The organism is Nocardia sp. NPDC049190 (assembly GCF_040648115.1).
Taxonomy (GTDB): domain Bacteria; phylum Actinomycetota; class Actinomycetes; order Mycobacteriales; family Mycobacteriaceae; genus Nocardia.
This window is the reverse complement of record NZ_JBEZDE010000002.1, coordinates 63,703-80,638: the sequence shown is the minus strand read 5'-3', so window position 1 is coordinate 80,638 and position 16,936 is coordinate 63,703. Positions and strand designations below refer to the sequence as shown.

The window sequence follows — 16,936 nt, the reverse complement described above, 5'->3', positions numbered from 1 at the left end:
GCCCCGATCGTATGCTGTACCCGCTTTCCGGTCGCGCATCGGTGAGCCGAATAGCGCCCGAATCCCATACCATGCGCGAACCATTCGGCCAGTCACAATCTCGCATCGAAGATTTCGCCGCGGCGAGCGGCCGGGGAGTGGTACAAGGTGCCGCCGCGCGCCCAGCAGGGGGTCTTCGGGGTGTGCCACCGGCCGAGCGGGCTCGATGCCGGTGGATAGGGTGGTCCTGGTCGGAGTAGGGCGTGGACGGGAGTGTGGTGGCGGACGAGGCGACAGCGGGCAGGCTGGTGCTCGCGGCGACGCCGATGGGCGATGTCGGTGATGCGTCGCAACGATTGCGCGAGGCGCTGTCGTGCGTCGATATCATCGCCGCGGAAGATACTCGGCGCACGAAGTCGTTGGCCAAGGCGCTCGGTGTGGAGATCACGGGGCGGGTGGTGAGTTTCTACGACCATGTCGAGACCGCACGGATCCCGATGTTGCTCGGCGAGATCGAGGGCGGGCGCACAGTGCTGTTGGTGACCGACGCGGGCATGCCGTCGGTCAGCGATCCCGGTTATCGGATGGTCGCGGCGTGCGTCGCCCGCGATCTGCCCGTGACCTGTCTGCCCGGCCCCTCGGCCGTGACCACAGCCTTGGCGCTGTCGGCCTTGCCGGTGGAACGGTTCTGCTTCGACGGGTTCGCGCCGCGCAAAGCCGGTCAGCGCCGGGAGTGGTTGCGCACGCTGGCCACCGAGCCGCGCGCCTGCGTCTTCTTCGAGTCGCCGCACCGTCTCGCCGAGTGCTTGGCCGACGCGGTCGAGGTTCTCGGCCCCGACCGCCGCGCGGCGGTCTGTCGTGAACTCACCAAGACCTACGAGGAGGTCGTCCGGGGCACTCTCGCCGAACTCGCCGACTGGGCGGTCGAGGGCGCGCGGGGTGAGATCACCGTGGTCCTGGCGGGCGCCCACCCGACAACCGCGGACCCCGCCGATCTGGTCGACGAGGTCGAATCCCGCACCGCTGACGGAGTCCGACTCAAGGACGCGTGCGCCGAGGTCGCCTCCGTGCACGCGGTTTCGCGCCGCGAACTCTACGACGCGGTCCTGGCGGCTCGTCGTCATCAGGAGGCCTGACCGCGGCACGTGGATCGGGGTTCGTCCGTGCGCTGCGCCGATACCGCGGACGCCGAGCATCAGGTGGGGGCGCTGGACTTCGCGGGGGAGGGGTGCGGGGTGTCGGGTACCGGAGTCGTATCGGCATGATCGTCGGTATGAGTTCTCTGGAGAGCAAGGCGAAAGCGTTTCTCGGGTTGCACCGACCGGGGGATCCTGGGGTTTTTCCGACGGTGTGGGATGCGTGGACCGCGAAAGTCGCTGTGGCGGCGGGATTTTCGGCATTGACGGTGGGTAGTCACCCGGTCGCCGATTCGATCGGGCGGGCGGACGGAGAAGGAATGACCTTCGCCGAGTTGTTGACTCGGGTGCGCCAGATCACCGCCGCGGTGGATGTCCCGGTGTCCGTCGACATCGAGTCGGGGTACGGCCTGGAGCCCGCGCAGCTGATCGAGGGTCTGCTCGAGTCGGGCGCGATCGGGCTGAACATCGAGGACACCGTGCACTGCGAGGGCGGACGGCTGCGTACGGCACAGGAGCATGCCGAACTCGTGCACGGGCTGCGCCGGTTCGCCGATGCCGCGGGGGTACACGTCGTGGTCAACGCCCGCACCGACTTGTTCCTGCGCAACGACGGAGACGAGGCCGACCGCGTCGATCGTGCGATCGCGCGTCTGAAGCTGGCCGCCGAGGCGGGCGCCGACGTGTTGTTCCCGGTCGGTCGGCACGCCGAGGCGGACATGCGCCGTCTGACCGCTGAGCTGCCGCTGCCGATCAGCGCCACCGTTCTTCCGGACCAGGCCGACAAAGCGGCCCTCGCGGCCCAAGGCGTCGCCCGCGTCAGTTTCGGACCATTCCTGCAGGCCGCGCTGACCGCCGAGATCGACCGCCTGCTCGAGCGCTGGAAGTAGACGCGTCCGGGCATACCCTTCGGTGTCGGGCCGAGCGCGGAAGGGTGTGCCCTGCCACGTATCGCACGCGAGTTTCAGGATCGAGTCGACAGGCCGAGTACCGTCACGACCAACTGGATGAACAACGGCGCCAGCTCCGGCACCCGCGCGGGCCCGTCGGACACGATGACCCGACGCGTGCGCTCGCCGATCGCGTCCGGGATCAGTGCGATCAGGTCGTCCGAGATCTCCGGCAGTGTCGGGTCGGCCGCGCGCGCCTGGTCGTAGAACACCCGATACAACTGGGCGAATCGATCGACGGCCAAATCGCGGTAGGCGATGGCGGTCTGGTTCACCGTGAGCGACTCCACCAGCACCAGTCGCGAGAAATCCGGCTCGGTGGCGACGGTCTGGCAAAACGTGACGACAATGGATTCGATCTTGGCGTACGCGTCGGCATCCGGTGGAAGTTGCCCGAGTTCTTCGGCGATCCTGGTCGCCACGATATCGACTCCGGTATGCACCGCCTCGACGAAGCATTCCTCTTTGTTGGCGAAGTGGTCGTAGAAGGTGGTCCGTGAAACCCTCGCCTTGGCAACGAGGTCGGTGAGTGTAGTGGCGGGATAACCTTTGCGGTCGACGCATTCGACCATCGCTTCCACCAGCCTGCCGCGCTGCGAGGTGAGCACGGCTTCGCGCGCCGCGCGGTGCCGCTCGGCGAAGCTGGTCCGCTGGATGGATGCCGTGGCATTCTCCTCGCGCATGTGTGCCTCTCTGTGCCGGAACCGATACCGAACGGGACGTCGTCGTACCGATCGCATGCGGTCCGGGGCGCCGTCCGGCCCCCAAACCGTTCTTTCATTATCCGACAACGCATTCCACGGCCTACCGAGTGGTCGAATCGGTCCGCGCGCGGCGTAGGGAGAGTACCGTCGGACCTGCTCGAGTACTGACCGGTACAGCCGACGTCGAGGGAGAGTGCAGTGAAGAAACTGCTGGGGCACGCCGCGAAAGTGTTGGGCGCGTTGCTGGTCGGCGCGTTCGGTTTCGCCAGCGGTCAGCGCCCGGCCCGGGACGTCGTGGTGACGTTCCCGGCACCGCTCACCGCACGACGACCGTCGTCGCGCACCACGATGGTCCGGCAGTGCGTGCCGGCGCGGCACACGATGGTCCGGCGCCGGCACGGTACCGGACCGGCATGAGTCAGTCCTTCGGCTCGACGTACTTGGGGTACACCGGTTCGGGCGCGGGCAGGGCGACACCGGGCACGATCGGAGTCGCGATGTCGGCGAAGGTCAGGTTCTGCTGACCCAGCTGATCGAGGATCCGGCTCGCCGAACCCGGCATCACCGGCTGCACCAGGATCGCGACGATCCGCAGCACCTCCAGCGTCACGTACAGCACGGTGGCCTCGCGGGCGAGGTCCTCCGGCGTGCCGGACTTCGCCAGCGCCCACGGCGCCTGCGCGGAGAAGTACTTGTTCGTCTCGCCGAGCGTCAGCCAGATCGCTTCCAGCGCCAGGTGCATCTGCTGGGCGTCGAATTCGGCGCGGCAGCGCTCCAGCAGGCCGTTGGCGAGATCGAGTAGGGTGCGGTCCTCGTCGGTGAACTCGCCGGGTGTGGGTACTACGGCGCCACAGTCGCGGGCGACCAGTTTGGTGCTGCGCTGTACCAGATTGCCGAATTCGTTGGCCAGATCGCTGTTGATCCGACCGACGATGGCGTCGTGGCTGTAGCTGCCGTCCTGGCCGTAGGAGATCTCGCGCAGCAGGAAGAACCGCACCGCGTCCAGGCCGTAGTTCTCGACCAACTCCAGTGGATCGACGACATTGCCGACCGACTTGGACATCTTCTCGCCCTTGTTGTACAGGAACCCGTGCACGAATACGCGTTTCGGCAACTCGATGCCGGCCGACATCAGGAACGCGGGCCAGTACACGGTGTGGAACCGGGTGATGTCCTTGCCGATGATGTGCACATCGGCGGGCCAGAACTTCCGGAACGCCGCGGATTCGGCGTTCGGGAAGCCGACGCCGGTGATGTAGTTGGTCAGCGCGTCCACCCACACGTACATGACGTGGTCGGGATGGCCGGGTACCGGCACGCCCCAGTCGAAGGTGGTGCGCGAGACGGACAGATCCTTCAAGCCCGCCTTGACGTAGCTGACGATTTCATTGCGACGCGTTGCCGGCGCGATGAAATCGGGATGCTCGTCGTAGAGCGCGAGCAGCTTGTCCTGGTAGGCCGAGAGTCGGAAGAAGTAGTTCGACTCCTCGGTCCAGGTGACCGGCGTCTTGGAGTCGGTGGAGATGCGGGTGCCGTCCGCGAGCACCGTGGTTTCCTCGTCGGTGTAGAACGCTTCGTCGCGCACCGAGTACCAGCCGGAATAGTTGCCGAGGTAGATGTCGCCGTTGGCGAGCATCCGCTCCCAGATCGCGATGCTGGCCGCCCGGTGGTCCTCGTCGGTGGTGCGGATGAACCGGTCGAAGGAGATGTCGAGCGTCTTGTCCAGCGCTTCGAACACGTCGGAGTTGCGCGCCGCGAGTTCTTCCACCGGGAGGCCTTCGGCGACCGCGGCCTGCTGCATTTTCTGGCCGTGCTCGTCGGTGCCGGTCAGGAAGAAGACGTCGTAGCCGTCGAGCCGCTTGAACCGGGCGATGGCGTCGGCCGAGATGTACTCGTACGCGTGCCCGATGTGCGGCGCACCGTTCGGGTATGCGATGGCGGTGGTGACGTAGAAGGCGGGGCGGTCGGCTGGGCTCATGGTGTGTCTACTGTAATGCGCGTGGTTTTCTTCGCTCGCGTGAATATCCCCGGTATCGATCCGCGGGTCGCCGCGCCCGGATCCGGATTCGGGTCCGCGGTTGTCAGCGGCGGTCATCGATGAGCGCGCGACGCCCCGCGCCGGAGTTGCCCGCGCCGCTCGCGCCGCTCGTGGACGCGCACACCCACCTGGACGCCTGTGGCGCCACCGACGCGGCCGCCACCGCCGCGATCGTGGATCGGGCCGCCTCCGTCGGCGTCGGTCAGGTGGTCACGGTCGCCGACGATCTGGCCGCCGCGCAGTGGGCGGTGCGGGCGGCGCACTGGGACGATCGCGTATTCGCGGCCGTCGCGCTCCATCCGACCAGGGCGAACGCGCTCGATGACGCCGCGAAGGTCGAGCTGGCGCGGCTGGCCGCCGACCCGCGCGTGGTCGCGATCGGCGAGACCGGTCTCGACTACTACTGGCCGGGCAAGCTGGACGGCTGCGCCGATATCGAAACCCAGATCGAGGGCTTCCGCTGGCATATCGATCTGGCCAAGCGCATTCGCAAACCGTTGATGATCCACAACCGCGATGCCGACCACGATCTGCTGACGGTGCTGCTGGATGAGGGGGCGCCGGACACCGTGATCTTTCACTGCTTTTCCTCGGATGCGAATATGGCGCTGTCCTGCGTCGCCGAAGGCTACATTCTGAGTTTCTCGGGGACGGTCAGTTTCAAGAACGCGCACGAACTGCGCGAAGCGGCCCAACTCGTGCCGGACGATCAGATCCTGGTCGAGACCGACGCGCCGTATCTGACGCCACATCCGTTTCGCGGCGCGCCGAACGAGCCGTACTGCCTGCCGTATACGGTGCGCGCGTTGGCGGAATTGCGGGAACAGGATCCCCTTGAATTGGCAGAGATAACGACCGCCAACGCACGTCGGGTCTACCGCATCTGACGCGAGTCGGTTCCGGTCCGGCTTGTTCACGCGCAGTGCGAATGTAGGCCGCGGGGGCCGAATTGGATGGTGTGTTGTATATCACATTTCTGCGGCGATTTGTGATTTACCTGCGGTGTCTATATCTCTTCGTGATATTGAAAAGGTGCTGCTCCACAGCTTGTGGTTGTCGGCATGCGGGCCCTTCGTTATCGTGCTGTGACCATGTCTCCCTTCGCCCGTATCAACCAGTCGCGGTCCCCGCTGCTGTATTCGGCAGTCGGCGCGTTGCTGCTGACGTTGATCATCGGCGCCGGGCTCGCGATCGTGAATCGCAAGACGGTCACCGTGGTCGTGGACGGCGAGAAGGTTCTGCAGAGCACGATGTCGCGCGATGTGCGCGGCGTACTGAAAACCGCGGGCCTGGTGGTGACCGACCGGGACAAGGTCGCCCCCGCGCTGGCCGCGCACATCGGCAACGGTGCGACCATCACGCTCAACCGCGCCCGCCAGGTCGATCTGTCGGTCGACGGAATGACCCAGAAGGTGTGGACCACCGGTCTGACCGCGGGCGAAGCGCTCGACCAGCTGAAGATCCCCGGCGAGGTGTATGTCTCGCCCGCGCGCAATGAACGGCTGCCGCTGGCCGGCGCGGCGCTGCGTATCGCGACGCCACGCTCGGTGTCGCTGCTCGACGGCGTCGGCAGCGTGGTGGATGTACGCCTGGCCGCCCCCACCGTGGGTGAATTCCTGAGTGTCGCGGGCGTCCCGTTGATCGAGCAGGATTCCGTCGAGCCCGCCGCGTCCACCCCGTTGACCGACGGACTGCGAATCACGGTGACGCGCAAACGGACCGAGAATCGCACCGAGACCATGCCGCTGGATCCGCCGGAGAACGTCATCGAGGATCCGACCATGAACATGAGCCGCTCGGTGGTGGAAACCCCCGGCGCGCCCGGCGTCCAGGACGTCACGTTCGCGGTCCTGATGGTCAATGGCAAGGAAGTGGAGCGCAAGCCGATCGGCTCGACGGTGAAGGTGACCGCGCAGCCGAAAACCGTGCGCAAGGGCGCCAAGCCGGGTACCGAGGTGCCGGAGGTGCACGATGGTGCGATCTGGGACGCGTTGGCCCGCTGCGAGTCCACCGGCAACTGGTCGATCAACAATGGCAACGGCTACTTCGGCGGCGTGCAGTTCGACCAGAGCACCTGGGAGCGGCAGGGCGGCTTGAAATACGCGCCGCGCGCCGACCTGGCCACCCGGGAAGAGCAGATCGCGATCGCCGAGGTCACCCGCGCCAGGCAGGGTTGGGGCGCGTGGCCCGCGTGCACGAGCAGGCTGGGCATGAGTTGAGCGAGCGGTTGGTAGATTCTCGAGGTGTCCGAACCTGAAATCGCCGCTCGTGGCAGCGCTGCATTGCTCGGTCCCGCCGAGGTCCGGATGTTGGCCGAGCAACTCGGGGTGCGGCCGACCAAGCAGCTCGGGCAGAACTTCGTGCACGATGCCAATACGGTGCGACGGATCGTCGCGGCCGCGGGGGTCGGGCGCGCGGACGTGGTTCTCGAGGTCGGGCCCGGTCTGGGTTCGCTGACCCTCGCGCTGCTGGACGTGGTGGATTCGGTGGTCGCGGTCGAGATCGATCCCGTGCTGGCCCGCCATCTGCCGGTGACCGTCGCGGATCGCGCGCCGGAGCGGAGCGCGGCGTTGTCGGTCGTCGAAGCCGATGCGCTGCGGGTCGCCGCCTCGGACCTGCCCGCGGCGCCGACCGCCCTCGTGGCCAATCTGCCGTACAACGTGGCGGTGCCGGTGCTGCTGCACCTGCTCGCCGAATTGCCGAGCATCGCGGTCGCGTTGGTGATGGTGCAGGCCGAGGTGGCCGATCGGCTCGCCGCCGAACCAGGCAGTCGCATCTACGGCGTGCCGAGCGTCAAGGCGGGCTTCTTCGGTGCGGTCCGGCGCGCGGGCGCGGTCGGCACCCAGGTGTTCTGGCCGGTCCCACGAGTCGACTCGGGTCTGGTCCGGATCGACCGATACGTCGAGCCGCCCTGGCCGATGGACGCCGACCATCGCCGAAAAGTCTTCGCGGTCGTCGACGCCGCCTTCGCGCAACGCCGCAAGACCCTTCGCGCGGCGCTCGCCTCCTGGGCGGGCTCGCCCGCCGAGGCCGAACGCCGCCTGCTGGCGGCCGGCATTCCACCCACCGCCCGCGGTGAGACTCTCGACACCGCGGCCTTCGTCCGCCTCGCCGCCCAGGCATAGCGCGCGCGTGGCTCGATGTCGCGCACGAACAGGCGTGGCGCGTCAGGTACGCGGAGCTACGCCTGGGTGAAGGTCTGGCGATCAGTCGGCGAGTTGGTAGCCGGCTTCGTCCACCGCGGCGGTGATGGTGGTGGTGGGAATCGGGGTGGTGCTGTCGACTCGGACCGCGCCACTGGCGAGGTCGACCTCGACGCTGGTGACGCCATCGATCTTGCCGATCTCGGCGGTGACGGAGCTGACGCAGTGCCCACAGGTCATTCCTGTGACGGTGTAGGTGGTGGTGGGCATGTCCGACTCCTTCGCTCGACGACGATCATACGATCGGGGGGTATACCCGACAGGTGGAACATACCCCCCAAGGGTATTGGCCGCAAGCGGTAATGTTCGATGAGTCGTCGTGCGGACGGGATGGCTACCTGCCCCGGTAGCGCGTCGTCGGCTCGCAAACCCCGCCAGTTCGGCGCACGTCCGGCCGACGAACGGTGCGTGATCGGGCAATCGATCGACGCCGTCGGCAGTGCGCTGCTGTCGCGGGCCGAGTGACCGCACAGTGCGGCAGCGAGACGGCGGCCTTGCTTCGCGCGGGCTTCGGCGGACTTCGTCCGGTCGCGCCCATTAGGCTTGTGCATCGTGCTGTCCGTAGTGCCGAGCCCCGTTGCCGTGCGCGCGCCGTCGAAAGTGAACCTCCATCTCGGAGTCGGCGACCTGCGTGCCGATGGCTATCACGACCTGACCACGGTGTTCCAGGCCCTGTCCCTCAGCGACGATCTGCGGATCGCCCCGGCTGCCTCGCTGGCCGTGCGGGTTACCGGTGAAGGCGCGGCTGATGTGCCGACCGATCGGACGAACCTGGTGTGGAAGGCGGCGGTCCGGCTCGCGCACATCGGTGGCCGGGCTCCGCTGGTGGAAATCGCCATCGCCAAAGGCATTCCGGTGGCCGGCGGCATGGCCGGCGGCAGCGCGGATGCCGCCGCCGCGCTGATCGGCCTGAACGAGCTGTGGGACCTCGGTCTGTCCAGGGACGAACTCGTCACGGTGGCGGCCGAGCTCGGCAGCGACGTGCCGTTCGCCCTGCACGGCGGCACCGCGCTGGGCACCGGGCGTGGCGAACGACTTCTTCCGGTGCTGTCGCGCAGTACGTTCCATTGGGTGCTCGCCTTCGCCAAGGGCGGGTTGTCGACGCCTGCGGTGTTCGCCGAGCTCGACCGCCTGCGTGAACTCGGCGAACCGCCCCGGATCGGCGAACCGCAGCAGCTGATGCAGGCACTCGCCTCGGGCGATCCGACCCAGCTCGCCCCACTGCTCGGCAACGATCTGCAGGCGGCGGCGCTGTCACTGAAGCCGGAATTGCGCCGCACCTTGCGCGCGGGCCTGGCGGCGGGCGCGCTGGCCGGACTGGTTTCCGGCTCCGGGCCCACCTGCGCGTTCCTCTGTGCGAGCGAGGAATCCGCGGTGTCGGTGGCGGCCGAACTCGCGGGTGCCGGCGTCTGCCGCAGCGTCCGGACGGCCAGCGGCCCGATGCCCGGGGCGCGCATTCTCGGCGACGGACCGTCGGCGAAACACTGACTGGTTCGACTCCGACCGCGATGCGGATCCGGCGAGGGCGGGGGTGTCGGGCTGTGCGCCGCGAACGGGGTCGTGGAATCCCGGCAGCGGTAGCTCAGCAGATGACGTCGGCCAGTCGATCGACTTGGTCTGATTCGCGTCCGTAGCAGTAGAACATCACCTCGTCGGCGCCGAGATCCTCGAATTCGGCGACAGCCGTGCGGATTTCCGCGGGCGTGGTGAGCAGCCCGGCGAGGAAGCCCTCGGTGTAGTCGCTGAAGCCGTAGTAGGCGCGCATGGCGGCGCGGGCGTCGGCGATCACGTCCGGCGGGCCGAGCGCGACGTTGACCTGGGCGACGATGCGTGGCTCACCCGGCCTGCCGTGGTCGGTCCAGGAGCGGCGCACCGTATCGAACAGGCCACTTGCCCAGGACGGCGGCGCAGCGCTGAGAAACCCGCCGCCCCAGCGGCCGACGCGGTCGAGTGCGATGGGCTGGAACCCGCCGAACAAGATCTCGGGCCCTTCGGGGCGCAGCGGCGGGGGGCCGATCGGCCCGCACTCGGCGTTGTAGGGCTCGCCGGCCCACAGGCGATACAGGAGTGCGAGTTGCTCGTCGAGGCGGCGACCGCGGGTGTGCAAGTCGGTGCCCGAGGCGACATGGTCGTCCGCGCGTCCGCCGACGCCGAGCCCGAGCACCAGGCGTCCACCCGACATGCGGTCCAGCGTGGCCACTTGTTTCGCGAGCAACACCGGATCGCGCAGTGGTGCGATCAATACCTCGGTCTGCACGGTGACGCGCGTGGTCGCGCCGGCGACCATGGCCAGTGCGATCAGCGGTTCCGGGTTGTCGTAGGCCAGCCGATCGAGCAAGCCGAGTGTGTGGAACGGACCCGCGTCGGCGCGCCGTGCCCAGTCGAGCAGGGCGGCGGGATCGGAAATGGGCAGGCCGAGGCCGATATGCATGGAAACCTCCAGGAGAGCACAAGCAGAGAGGACGGTGCCGCCCACCGACACCTCGATGCGACGAGGTGGGACTCCCGCGTTGCGGCGTACTTCCGGGGAGTGCCGGATCGGATCGCTCGGAACGAACGCTGTTCGTCGAATCCAACGTAAACGAACGCTGTTCGTCGCGCAACCCTCGCGGCGGTGTTCGCACTGCTCGCCGGTCGAATGGCCGATCGGCGAGGGTGGGTACGCTGACCCGGGGGCAGCATCGGCCTGCCGCGGCAAGACACGGAAGGATCCATGTCCAACCTGATCAATCTCGAACAGGTCCACAAGAGCTTCGGGATCACCCCACTACTGGACAACGTGTCGCTCGGCATCCACGCGGGTGAACGGATCGGCGTCGTCGGCCTCAACGGTGGCGGCAAGACCACCCTGCTGGAGGTGCTGACCGGTATCGAGCAGCCCGACCGCGGCCGGGTCAGCCGGGTCGGCGGCCTGCGCATGGCGGTGGTGACCCAGCGCGGTGTGCTCCCCGAGGGCGCGACGGTCGGCTCCGTGGTGCTGGCCGGTCTGGCGGACGACGCGCTGACCGACGCGGTCGCCGAACACGAATGGGCAGCCGACCCTCGCATCCGCTCGGTCATGGATGGCATCGGCATCGCCGATCTCGGCATGGATACCTCGGTCGACAACCTCTCCGGCGGCGAGCGCCGCCGGGTCGCGCTCGCCGCTGCCCTGGTCCGCGAGCTCGACCTGCTCGTGCTGGACGAGCCGACCAACCACCTCGACGTGGAAGGCGTGCAGTGGCTGGCCGGGCATTTGCTCAGCCGCCGCAGCGCGCTCGTCGTGGTGACCCACGACCGCTGGTTCCTCGACACCGTCGCCACCAACACCTGGGAAGTGGTCGGCGGCAAGGTCGAAAGCTACGAGGGCGGTTACGGCGACTGGATCTTCGCCCGCGCCGAGCGCGCCCGCCAGGCGGACGCCACCGAGGCGCGGCGACGCAATCTCGCCCGCAAGGAGCTGGCCTGGTTGCGACGGGGGCCGCAGGCGCGCACCTCCAAGCCGCGCTATCGGGTCGAGGCGGCCGAAGCGCTGATCGCCGACGTCCCGCCGCCGCGCGACAGCGTCTCGCTGGCCGCTTTCGCTCGAAAGCGCCTCGGCCGCGTGGTGGTCGAGCTGGAGGACGCCACCCTCGCCACGCCGGACGGTAGAGAGCTGGTGCGCGACTTGACCTGGCGGCTTGCGCCGGGGGAGCGAGTCGGCCTGGTCGGCGTCAACGGGTCCGGCAAGACCACACTGCTGCGCGCGCTGGCCGGTGACGAGGGCGCGATCGGCACTGTGCTCGCCGCCGGGAAACGGATCCAGGGCCAGACCGTGCAGATCGGTTGGCTGCGCCAGGAGCTCGACGACCTGCCGACGAATCTGCGGGTGCTGGAGGCCGTGCAGCAGGTGGCGCAGCGAATCATGCTCGGCGACAAAGAGATTTCAGCCGGCCAGCTGGCCGAACGACTCGGCTTCACCCCTGCCCGCCAGCGGACTCCCGTCGGCGATCTGTCCGGCGGTGAACGCAGGCGCCTACAGCTGACCCGGATCCTGATGTCCGAGCCGAACGTGCTTCTGCTCGACGAGCCGACCAACGACTTGGACATCGATACCCTCCAGCAGTTGGAGGATCTGCTCGACAACTGGGCGGGTACCCTCGTCGTGATCAGCCACGACCGCTATCTCGTCGAGCGCATCTGCGACTCGACCTGGGCGTTGTTCGGCGACGGCAAACTCACCAACCTGCCCGGCGGTATCGAGGAGTATCTGGACAAGCGCGCGTCGATCAGCGCGGGCTGGGTCCGCGCGACCGCGACGCAGGAGAAGCCCGCCGCCACGCCGGCCACCGATTCCGCCGCCTACCGTGCGGCGCGCAAGGAACTGACCCGGCTCGAACGCGCCATCGACAAGCTGTCCGATCGTGAACAGCGACTACATGCCGCGCTCGCCGACGCCGTCACCGACCCGGACAGGCTGGTTGCGCTGGGCGCGGAGCTGAAGCAGGTACGCGCGGAGAAGGAGACCGCAGAGGAGCGTTGGTTGGAGCTGGCCGACGGCGTGTAGTTCGCCGCCTAATGCCCGGAGGCGCGTCCGTCCTGCACGGCCACCGGCAGACAGGTCCGCACGAAATCACGGCCGAAGTCGGTGAGCAACACACTGCGATAGATCACCTTCGTGCCGAACCCGGAGCGCTTCAGCGTTTCCCGCACCGACGACTGCGCCTCCAGCAGTTGGTAGCGGTTCGGGTTGCCGACCGGCTCGCGCGCGTGCTCGACCAGGCCGAGCCTGCGCAGATTGATCAGATACTGCTGGATCCGGTTGGGGAAGCGCAGGCCCGCGTGCTCGCCGATCATCGTGAGCATCGAGCCGATGCGTTCGGCGCTGAGCGTGCGCGGGCGACCGACGCGGATGTCGATGGACGGTTGTGGTCCGTCCAGATGCAGGAAGCGCAGCACGCGTGCTTCGTCCGGGGTCAGCTCGGCGAGCATGCCGGCGAAGGCCGGGTGGTTGTCGTCCTCGTCGTGCGCGCTCGCCGACGAGCGCAGCAGCGCGGCGCCCTGCTCGCGCAGCGTCGGCACCTCATTTCCGGCGGGCGTGCCCGGGGTGGTGGGGAGTCCGAGCGCCTTGCGCATCGCGTCGCGCACCTCGGACTCCGCCTCGGCCAGTACTTCTCGCGGCGGCGCGCCCTCGATGCTGCGTCGTACGACAGTCGAAGTGACGCCGACCGCGGTACCGACACTCCATGCGGTCACCCCGGTGACGGCCGTCCAGGCGACGCGCGCGACACCGGTCGCCGCACGCACCGTGGCCATGGGAACCGGTACCCGAGTGAATGATTCGTCGGTGCGGACGACATCCGTCGCGGACCGACGCGCGATCTCCGTGGTCGGTCGGCTACTGTCGTTCGGCGTGTCGGAGTATTCGACGGCTTCGATATCGCCGTCGTCCGAACCCGTTACAGCCATGTCGTCGCCACTCCTGTTCCGAAGATCAGGATATGAGCGTATCCGGCGAACAGCCCCAGCACGCCGCCATGCACGAAAAGCAACCACTCGTCCTGCTTGATGGCTGCGCGCAGCATGTCGACGAAGTCCGGCGGTGACAACGCCGCCATCTGTTTGGCGATGTACTGGTTGATCTGTCGACCCTGACGGACATTGAATTCCGGATCGGCGAACGCGATCGGCGCGATCGTCATGGCTTCGGTGGTGAGCGTCGATTGCAGCGAGTCGTACTCACGGCTGCCGAGCATGAACTTGACCGCGGGCCGCGCGGGCCCGAGTGCCCGGTCGGCGGCGGGGCGCAGGGTGTCCTCGAGCATCTGCATGGTGCGGTCCGAGCGCGGGCCGTTGAGCAACTCGTCGCCGATATTCGCCACGGTGATCACCTGGCTGGACACCAATTCGGCATATCCGTCGGTGATTTCGGACTTGCGTTTGATCAGTAGGCCCTGCCGCCACGGACACCACCACTTCGGATAGGCGGGTGCGAAGATCATGTTGATCCCGATCCAGTTGACCATCCAGCCGATGATCACGCCGCCGATCGGCAGCACGACAAGGGTGGACCATCCGGTCAGGTGCAGGACCGCGACCAGCACCGCGCCCATCGGCGCGCCGAAGTAGAAGCCGAAGTTCTGCATGAATCGCAGTTCCTTGGCGCCGAGTACTTGGAACAGGGTGTTGAGCAGGTGCGGTCGGGCCTGGAAGTAGCGGATCACCATCTGCTTCACATCGAGCAGCTGATCGATATTCGCGCCCAATTCCTCGGTGAGTTCGCGCAGGATCTCCGGCAGCTGCTGGCGGACCCTGGCATGCACCATGTCGCGCACCTGGGCCGGGAGGTTGTACCAGAGCTGAGGGTGCTCACGCCGGAGGATTTCCTCGACGATGTCTTTGATCTGCGCGTCGGCGATGCCGGCCAGATGTTCGGCGAGTTTGTCCGGCTCCAGCTCGCGGTAGAAGTCGGCGACGCTACCGAGTTTGGCCAGGCCCTTGTCGACCGCGATACTGGCCATCTTGTCGGCGCGCGATGGAACGATGCCCTGCCATCCGAATCTGCCATCGTGCCGCAGCAGCGGCAGAACTTGAATTCGCTTGGGGAGGAATGGATACAGCGCGCGCAGACCGGGCACGTGAATGCCGTAGAACGCGACCGGCTTGAACAGCATGAGCACGCCGGTCCAGTTGGTGATATAGCCGATGATCCCGGTGAAAAGCGGAATCGTCACAAGCTCGAGGAGGATTGTGGGGTGGATTCCGAAAACGCTCTCTAACACGACACCCTCCTGCCGATACACCGGTGACCGCCGCCTCACCGGCACCCAAAACTAGCACCCGCTCCGCAAAGGATCGCCATTGTTCGTCGCCCCCCTGCTTACACCGCGAGTACACAGGCCGGTGGTGGGGGTTCGAGATGTCGATCACAGTGATTGTCGAACTGTCCGAGTCGGACGGCGGCAATGACCGTCGCCGCGGCGGGAAGTAATCTGTGGGTCGGATTCGTTCACCCGGCGATATCGGAGAAAACGTGGCAGACGACAGGACCGGACAGGACGTGGCCCGAGCCGGTTCCCACCCCGTTGAGCACCGTTCGGATGCCGAACAACGGCAGATCAGCAATGAGGCACGGCTGATTCGCGGCGTGTTCCGCGCGGCAGGACTCGCCGCGGGCACGGTCGTTCGCGGTGGGCAGTGGGCGGTCGGCACCACCGTCGATGTCACCAAGGAGATCACCCAGGCGGCGCTGGACGGCGAGTCGTCGGCCGAAATCGCCGAACGAACCGGCAACGCGTTGCGCTCGATGGCCCGCAGCGCGCTCGGCGTCACCGAGGGGTCGGTGCGTGAGATCGTCAGCTACGTCCCGACGTCCAATGGGTCCGCCTCGCAGGAGGCGCTGACTGTCGGCTCCTATTTCCGCTCGGCCAGTATCGAGGAATTGCGCCGTCGGGGTGACGCGCTGTTGGCCAGATCGGCCGACGTCTACTTCACCGAGGAGGTGCACCCGGCCTACGACCGCATCCTCGATGAGCTCGCCCCCGACGAGGCACGGATGCTGCGCTTCATGGCGCTCAATGGTCCGCAACCGTCGGTCGACGTGCGCACCAACCGTCCGCTCGGTATCGGCTCGGAGTTGGTGCAAGGTGATCTGAGCTCCGTGCCCGAGCAGGCGGGGGTGCGCTACCCGGATCGCGCGCGCGCCTATCTGGTCAACCTCAACCGCCTCGGACTCACGCTGACCTCCGACGATCCGGTGGTATTGAGTCGGTACATGGTGCTCGAGGTGCAGCCGGTGGTCGAGGCGGCACTGAAAAAGGCCGGTCGGGCGCCGAAAATCGTGCGCAAGAGTCTCCGGCTCACCGAGTTCGGCGAGGACTTCTGCCGGACTTGTTTCACTATCGGAAGTTGATCTCCGGCGGCAAGCCGGCCGAACAGTGATAGCAATCTGATACAAATCTCCCAATTCCTGAAGTGGCGTGGCTTCGGATGGGATTGTGGAGGTATGGATCAGGCAACTGGCGGGCAGGAGCGCGGCGACCCGGCAGCAGGGATCGACCGGCAAGTGGGTAGAGACCGGGGCGTAACCACCGGTGAGCAGGCGCGCGGAGACCGAGATGTTCGCGTCGGTCCACCGCAACGCGGCGAGCAGGAAGTGCGCATCGGTCCGCCGCAGCGTGGTGATCAGGGGGTTCGTCCCGGTCCGCAACAGCGTGGTGATCAGGGGGTTCGTCCCGGATCGCAACAGCGTGGTGATCAGGGGGTTCGTCCCGGTCCGCAACAGCGTGGTGATCAGGGAGTTCGTCCCGCTCCGCAACAGCGCGGCGAGCGTGCGGGTGCGCGGTTGCGTTTCGACGCCGGGCCGATCGACTACGGGCAGGTGCGCGATGATCCGAGGTCGACGCGCGAACGCCGACGCGACGAACGGGGGATGGACGATCTGGCGGCGATCAGCCGACTGAAGTTCCGCTACCTGCGTAGCCTCGACACCAAATCATGGGATGAGTTCGCGGACACCATGATCCCGGAGGCTACCGCCACCTACAGCGAATACCTGCAGTTCGAATCGCGCGACGCGTTTCTCGCCTTCATGCGCAACACCCTCGGTCCGCATGTGATCACCGAACACCGCTGCGACCATCCGGAGATAGACATCGAGGGCGACACGGCCACCGGCACCTGGTACCTCGCCGACACCGTCCTGATTCCCGCCCACAACATGCTGCTGCGCGGCGCGGCCTTCTACTCCGATCGCTACATCCGCTGCGACGACGGCCACTGGCGGATCTCGCACACCGGATACGAGCGCACCTACGAGGTGGTGCTCTCGCTCAGCGACCTGCCCAGTCTGCGACTCACCTCCAGCCGATGGGGACTGATCGCCAAGGAGGACGGCATCGCCTCGGTCGAACGCAACCCGGGCGCCGCCGCCCCGCCGCGGGAGGAACTCGGGCCCGAGGCCGAATAA

Annotated in this window: 17 protein-coding genes; 11 read left to right on the top strand and 6 right to left on the bottom strand. The window is 67.3% G+C overall.

Going from position 1 to position 16,936, the window contains the following annotated elements:
* The first annotated feature begins 242 nt into the window (after positions 1 to 242).
* Together rsmI and AB0B25_RS02340 are read left to right on the top strand one after the other, a co-directional pair.
* Positions 243 to 1,115: a 16S rRNA (cytidine(1402)-2'-O)-methyltransferase gene (gene rsmI / locus AB0B25_RS02345; protein ID WP_357173498.1), complete on the top strand. Its 873-nt coding sequence runs from the start codon at positions 243 to 245 to the stop codon at positions 1,113 to 1,115.
* Positions 1,116 to 1,252: 137 nt separating this feature from the next.
* A complete protein-coding gene (locus AB0B25_RS02340) occupies positions 1,253 to 2,005 on the top strand; it encodes an isocitrate lyase/phosphoenolpyruvate mutase family protein (RefSeq protein WP_357173495.1) in 753 nt (250 codons plus the stop codon).
* Positions 2,006 to 2,079: 74 nt separating this feature from the next.
* Here AB0B25_RS02340 and AB0B25_RS02335 read toward each other — a convergent pair whose 3' ends face one another.
* Complete coding sequence (locus AB0B25_RS02335) at positions 2,080 to 2,748, bottom strand: TetR/AcrR family transcriptional regulator (RefSeq protein ID WP_357173493.1); 669 nt, start codon at positions 2,746 to 2,748, stop codon at positions 2,080 to 2,082.
* A gap of 219 nt (positions 2,749 to 2,967) precedes the next feature.
* On the opposite strand from AB0B25_RS02335, the gene AB0B25_RS02330 reads away from it, so the two are divergent.
* Positions 2,968 to 3,186, top strand: coding sequence for a hypothetical protein (locus AB0B25_RS02330; RefSeq protein ID WP_357173490.1), 219 nt, complete (start codon positions 2,968 to 2,970; stop codon positions 3,184 to 3,186).
* Position 3,187: 1 nt separating this feature from the next.
* Here the strand turns inward: AB0B25_RS02330 and metG are convergent, their stop codons facing one another.
* Entirely contained in the window at positions 3,188 to 4,864 is a 1,677-nt protein-coding gene (gene metG, locus AB0B25_RS02325; protein ID WP_357173487.1) for a methionine--tRNA ligase, read from the bottom strand.
* Between the two features lie 2 nt (positions 4,865 to 4,866).
* Here metG and AB0B25_RS02320 point away from each other — a divergent pair, with 2 nt between their 5' ends.
* From AB0B25_RS02320 to rsmA, 3 genes are all read left to right on the top strand, one after another.
* Positions 4,867 to 5,694, top strand: coding sequence for a TatD family hydrolase (locus tag AB0B25_RS02320; protein ID WP_357173484.1), 828 nt, complete (start codon positions 4,867 to 4,869; stop codon positions 5,692 to 5,694).
* 204 nt (positions 5,695 to 5,898) lie between these two features.
* On the top strand, positions 5,899 to 7,026 hold the full coding sequence (locus AB0B25_RS02315; RefSeq protein WP_357174113.1) for a transglycosylase family protein: 1,128 nt from the start codon (positions 5,899 to 5,901) through the stop codon (positions 7,024 to 7,026).
* 24 nt (positions 7,027 to 7,050) lie between these two features.
* Complete coding sequence (gene rsmA / locus AB0B25_RS02310; RefSeq protein ID WP_357173481.1) at positions 7,051 to 7,932, top strand: 16S rRNA (adenine(1518)-N(6)/adenine(1519)-N(6))-dimethyltransferase RsmA; 882 nt, start codon at positions 7,051 to 7,053, stop codon at positions 7,930 to 7,932.
* An 81-nt stretch (positions 7,933 to 8,013) separates the two neighbouring features.
* On the opposite strand, the gene AB0B25_RS02305 is transcribed toward rsmA, so the two are convergent.
* The gene (locus AB0B25_RS02305) at positions 8,014 to 8,220 is read right to left on the bottom strand and encodes a cation transporter (RefSeq protein WP_357173478.1); all 207 of its coding nucleotides are present in this window, start codon (positions 8,218 to 8,220) and stop codon (positions 8,014 to 8,016) included.
* A 99-nt stretch (positions 8,221 to 8,319) separates the two neighbouring features.
* Between AB0B25_RS02305 and AB0B25_RS02300 the strand changes: the two genes are divergently transcribed.
* Together AB0B25_RS02300 and AB0B25_RS02295 are read left to right on the top strand one after the other, a co-directional pair.
* Complete coding sequence (locus AB0B25_RS02300; RefSeq protein WP_357173475.1) at positions 8,320 to 8,475, top strand: hypothetical protein; 156 nt, start codon at positions 8,320 to 8,322, stop codon at positions 8,473 to 8,475.
* Positions 8,476 to 8,562: 87 nt separating this feature from the next.
* Positions 8,563 to 9,498, top strand: coding sequence for a 4-(cytidine 5'-diphospho)-2-C-methyl-D-erythritol kinase (locus AB0B25_RS02295; RefSeq protein WP_357173472.1), 936 nt, complete (start codon positions 8,563 to 8,565; stop codon positions 9,496 to 9,498).
* 94 nt (positions 9,499 to 9,592) lie between these two features.
* Here the strand turns inward: AB0B25_RS02295 and AB0B25_RS02290 are convergent, their stop codons facing one another.
* A complete protein-coding gene (locus AB0B25_RS02290; RefSeq protein WP_357173470.1) occupies positions 9,593 to 10,441 on the bottom strand; it encodes an LLM class flavin-dependent oxidoreductase in 849 nt (282 codons plus the stop codon).
* 282 nt (positions 10,442 to 10,723) lie between these two features.
* Here AB0B25_RS02290 and AB0B25_RS02285 point away from each other — a divergent pair, with 282 nt between their 5' ends.
* Positions 10,724 to 12,535, top strand: a complete 1,812-nt coding sequence (locus AB0B25_RS02285; protein WP_357173467.1) for an ABC-F family ATP-binding cassette domain-containing protein — start codon at positions 10,724 to 10,726, stop codon at positions 12,533 to 12,535.
* Between the two features lie 8 nt (positions 12,536 to 12,543).
* Here the strand turns inward: AB0B25_RS02285 and AB0B25_RS02280 are convergent, their stop codons facing one another.
* The gene (locus AB0B25_RS02280; RefSeq protein WP_357173464.1) at positions 12,544 to 13,437 is read right to left on the bottom strand and encodes an Abi-alpha family protein; all 894 of its coding nucleotides are present in this window, start codon (positions 13,435 to 13,437) and stop codon (positions 12,544 to 12,546) included.
* The gene (locus tag AB0B25_RS02275; RefSeq protein ID WP_357173463.1) at positions 13,428 to 14,750 is read right to left on the bottom strand and encodes a hypothetical protein; all 1,323 of its coding nucleotides are present in this window, start codon (positions 14,748 to 14,750) and stop codon (positions 13,428 to 13,430) included. Before AB0B25_RS02275 ends, AB0B25_RS02280 begins: the two co-directional genes overlap by 10 nt.
* A 251-nt stretch (positions 14,751 to 15,001) precedes the next feature.
* On the opposite strand from AB0B25_RS02275, the gene AB0B25_RS02270 reads away from it, so the two are divergent.
* Together AB0B25_RS02270 and AB0B25_RS02265 are read left to right on the top strand one after the other, a co-directional pair.
* Positions 15,002 to 15,880 (top strand): Abi-alpha family protein, encoded by an 879-nt coding sequence (locus AB0B25_RS02270; RefSeq protein ID WP_357173460.1) that lies wholly within the window; start codon positions 15,002 to 15,004, stop codon positions 15,878 to 15,880.
* 519 nt (positions 15,881 to 16,399) lie between these two features.
* The gene (locus AB0B25_RS02265; RefSeq protein WP_357174110.1) at positions 16,400 to 16,936 is read left to right on the top strand and encodes a nuclear transport factor 2 family protein; all 537 of its coding nucleotides are present in this window, start codon (positions 16,400 to 16,402) and stop codon (positions 16,934 to 16,936) included.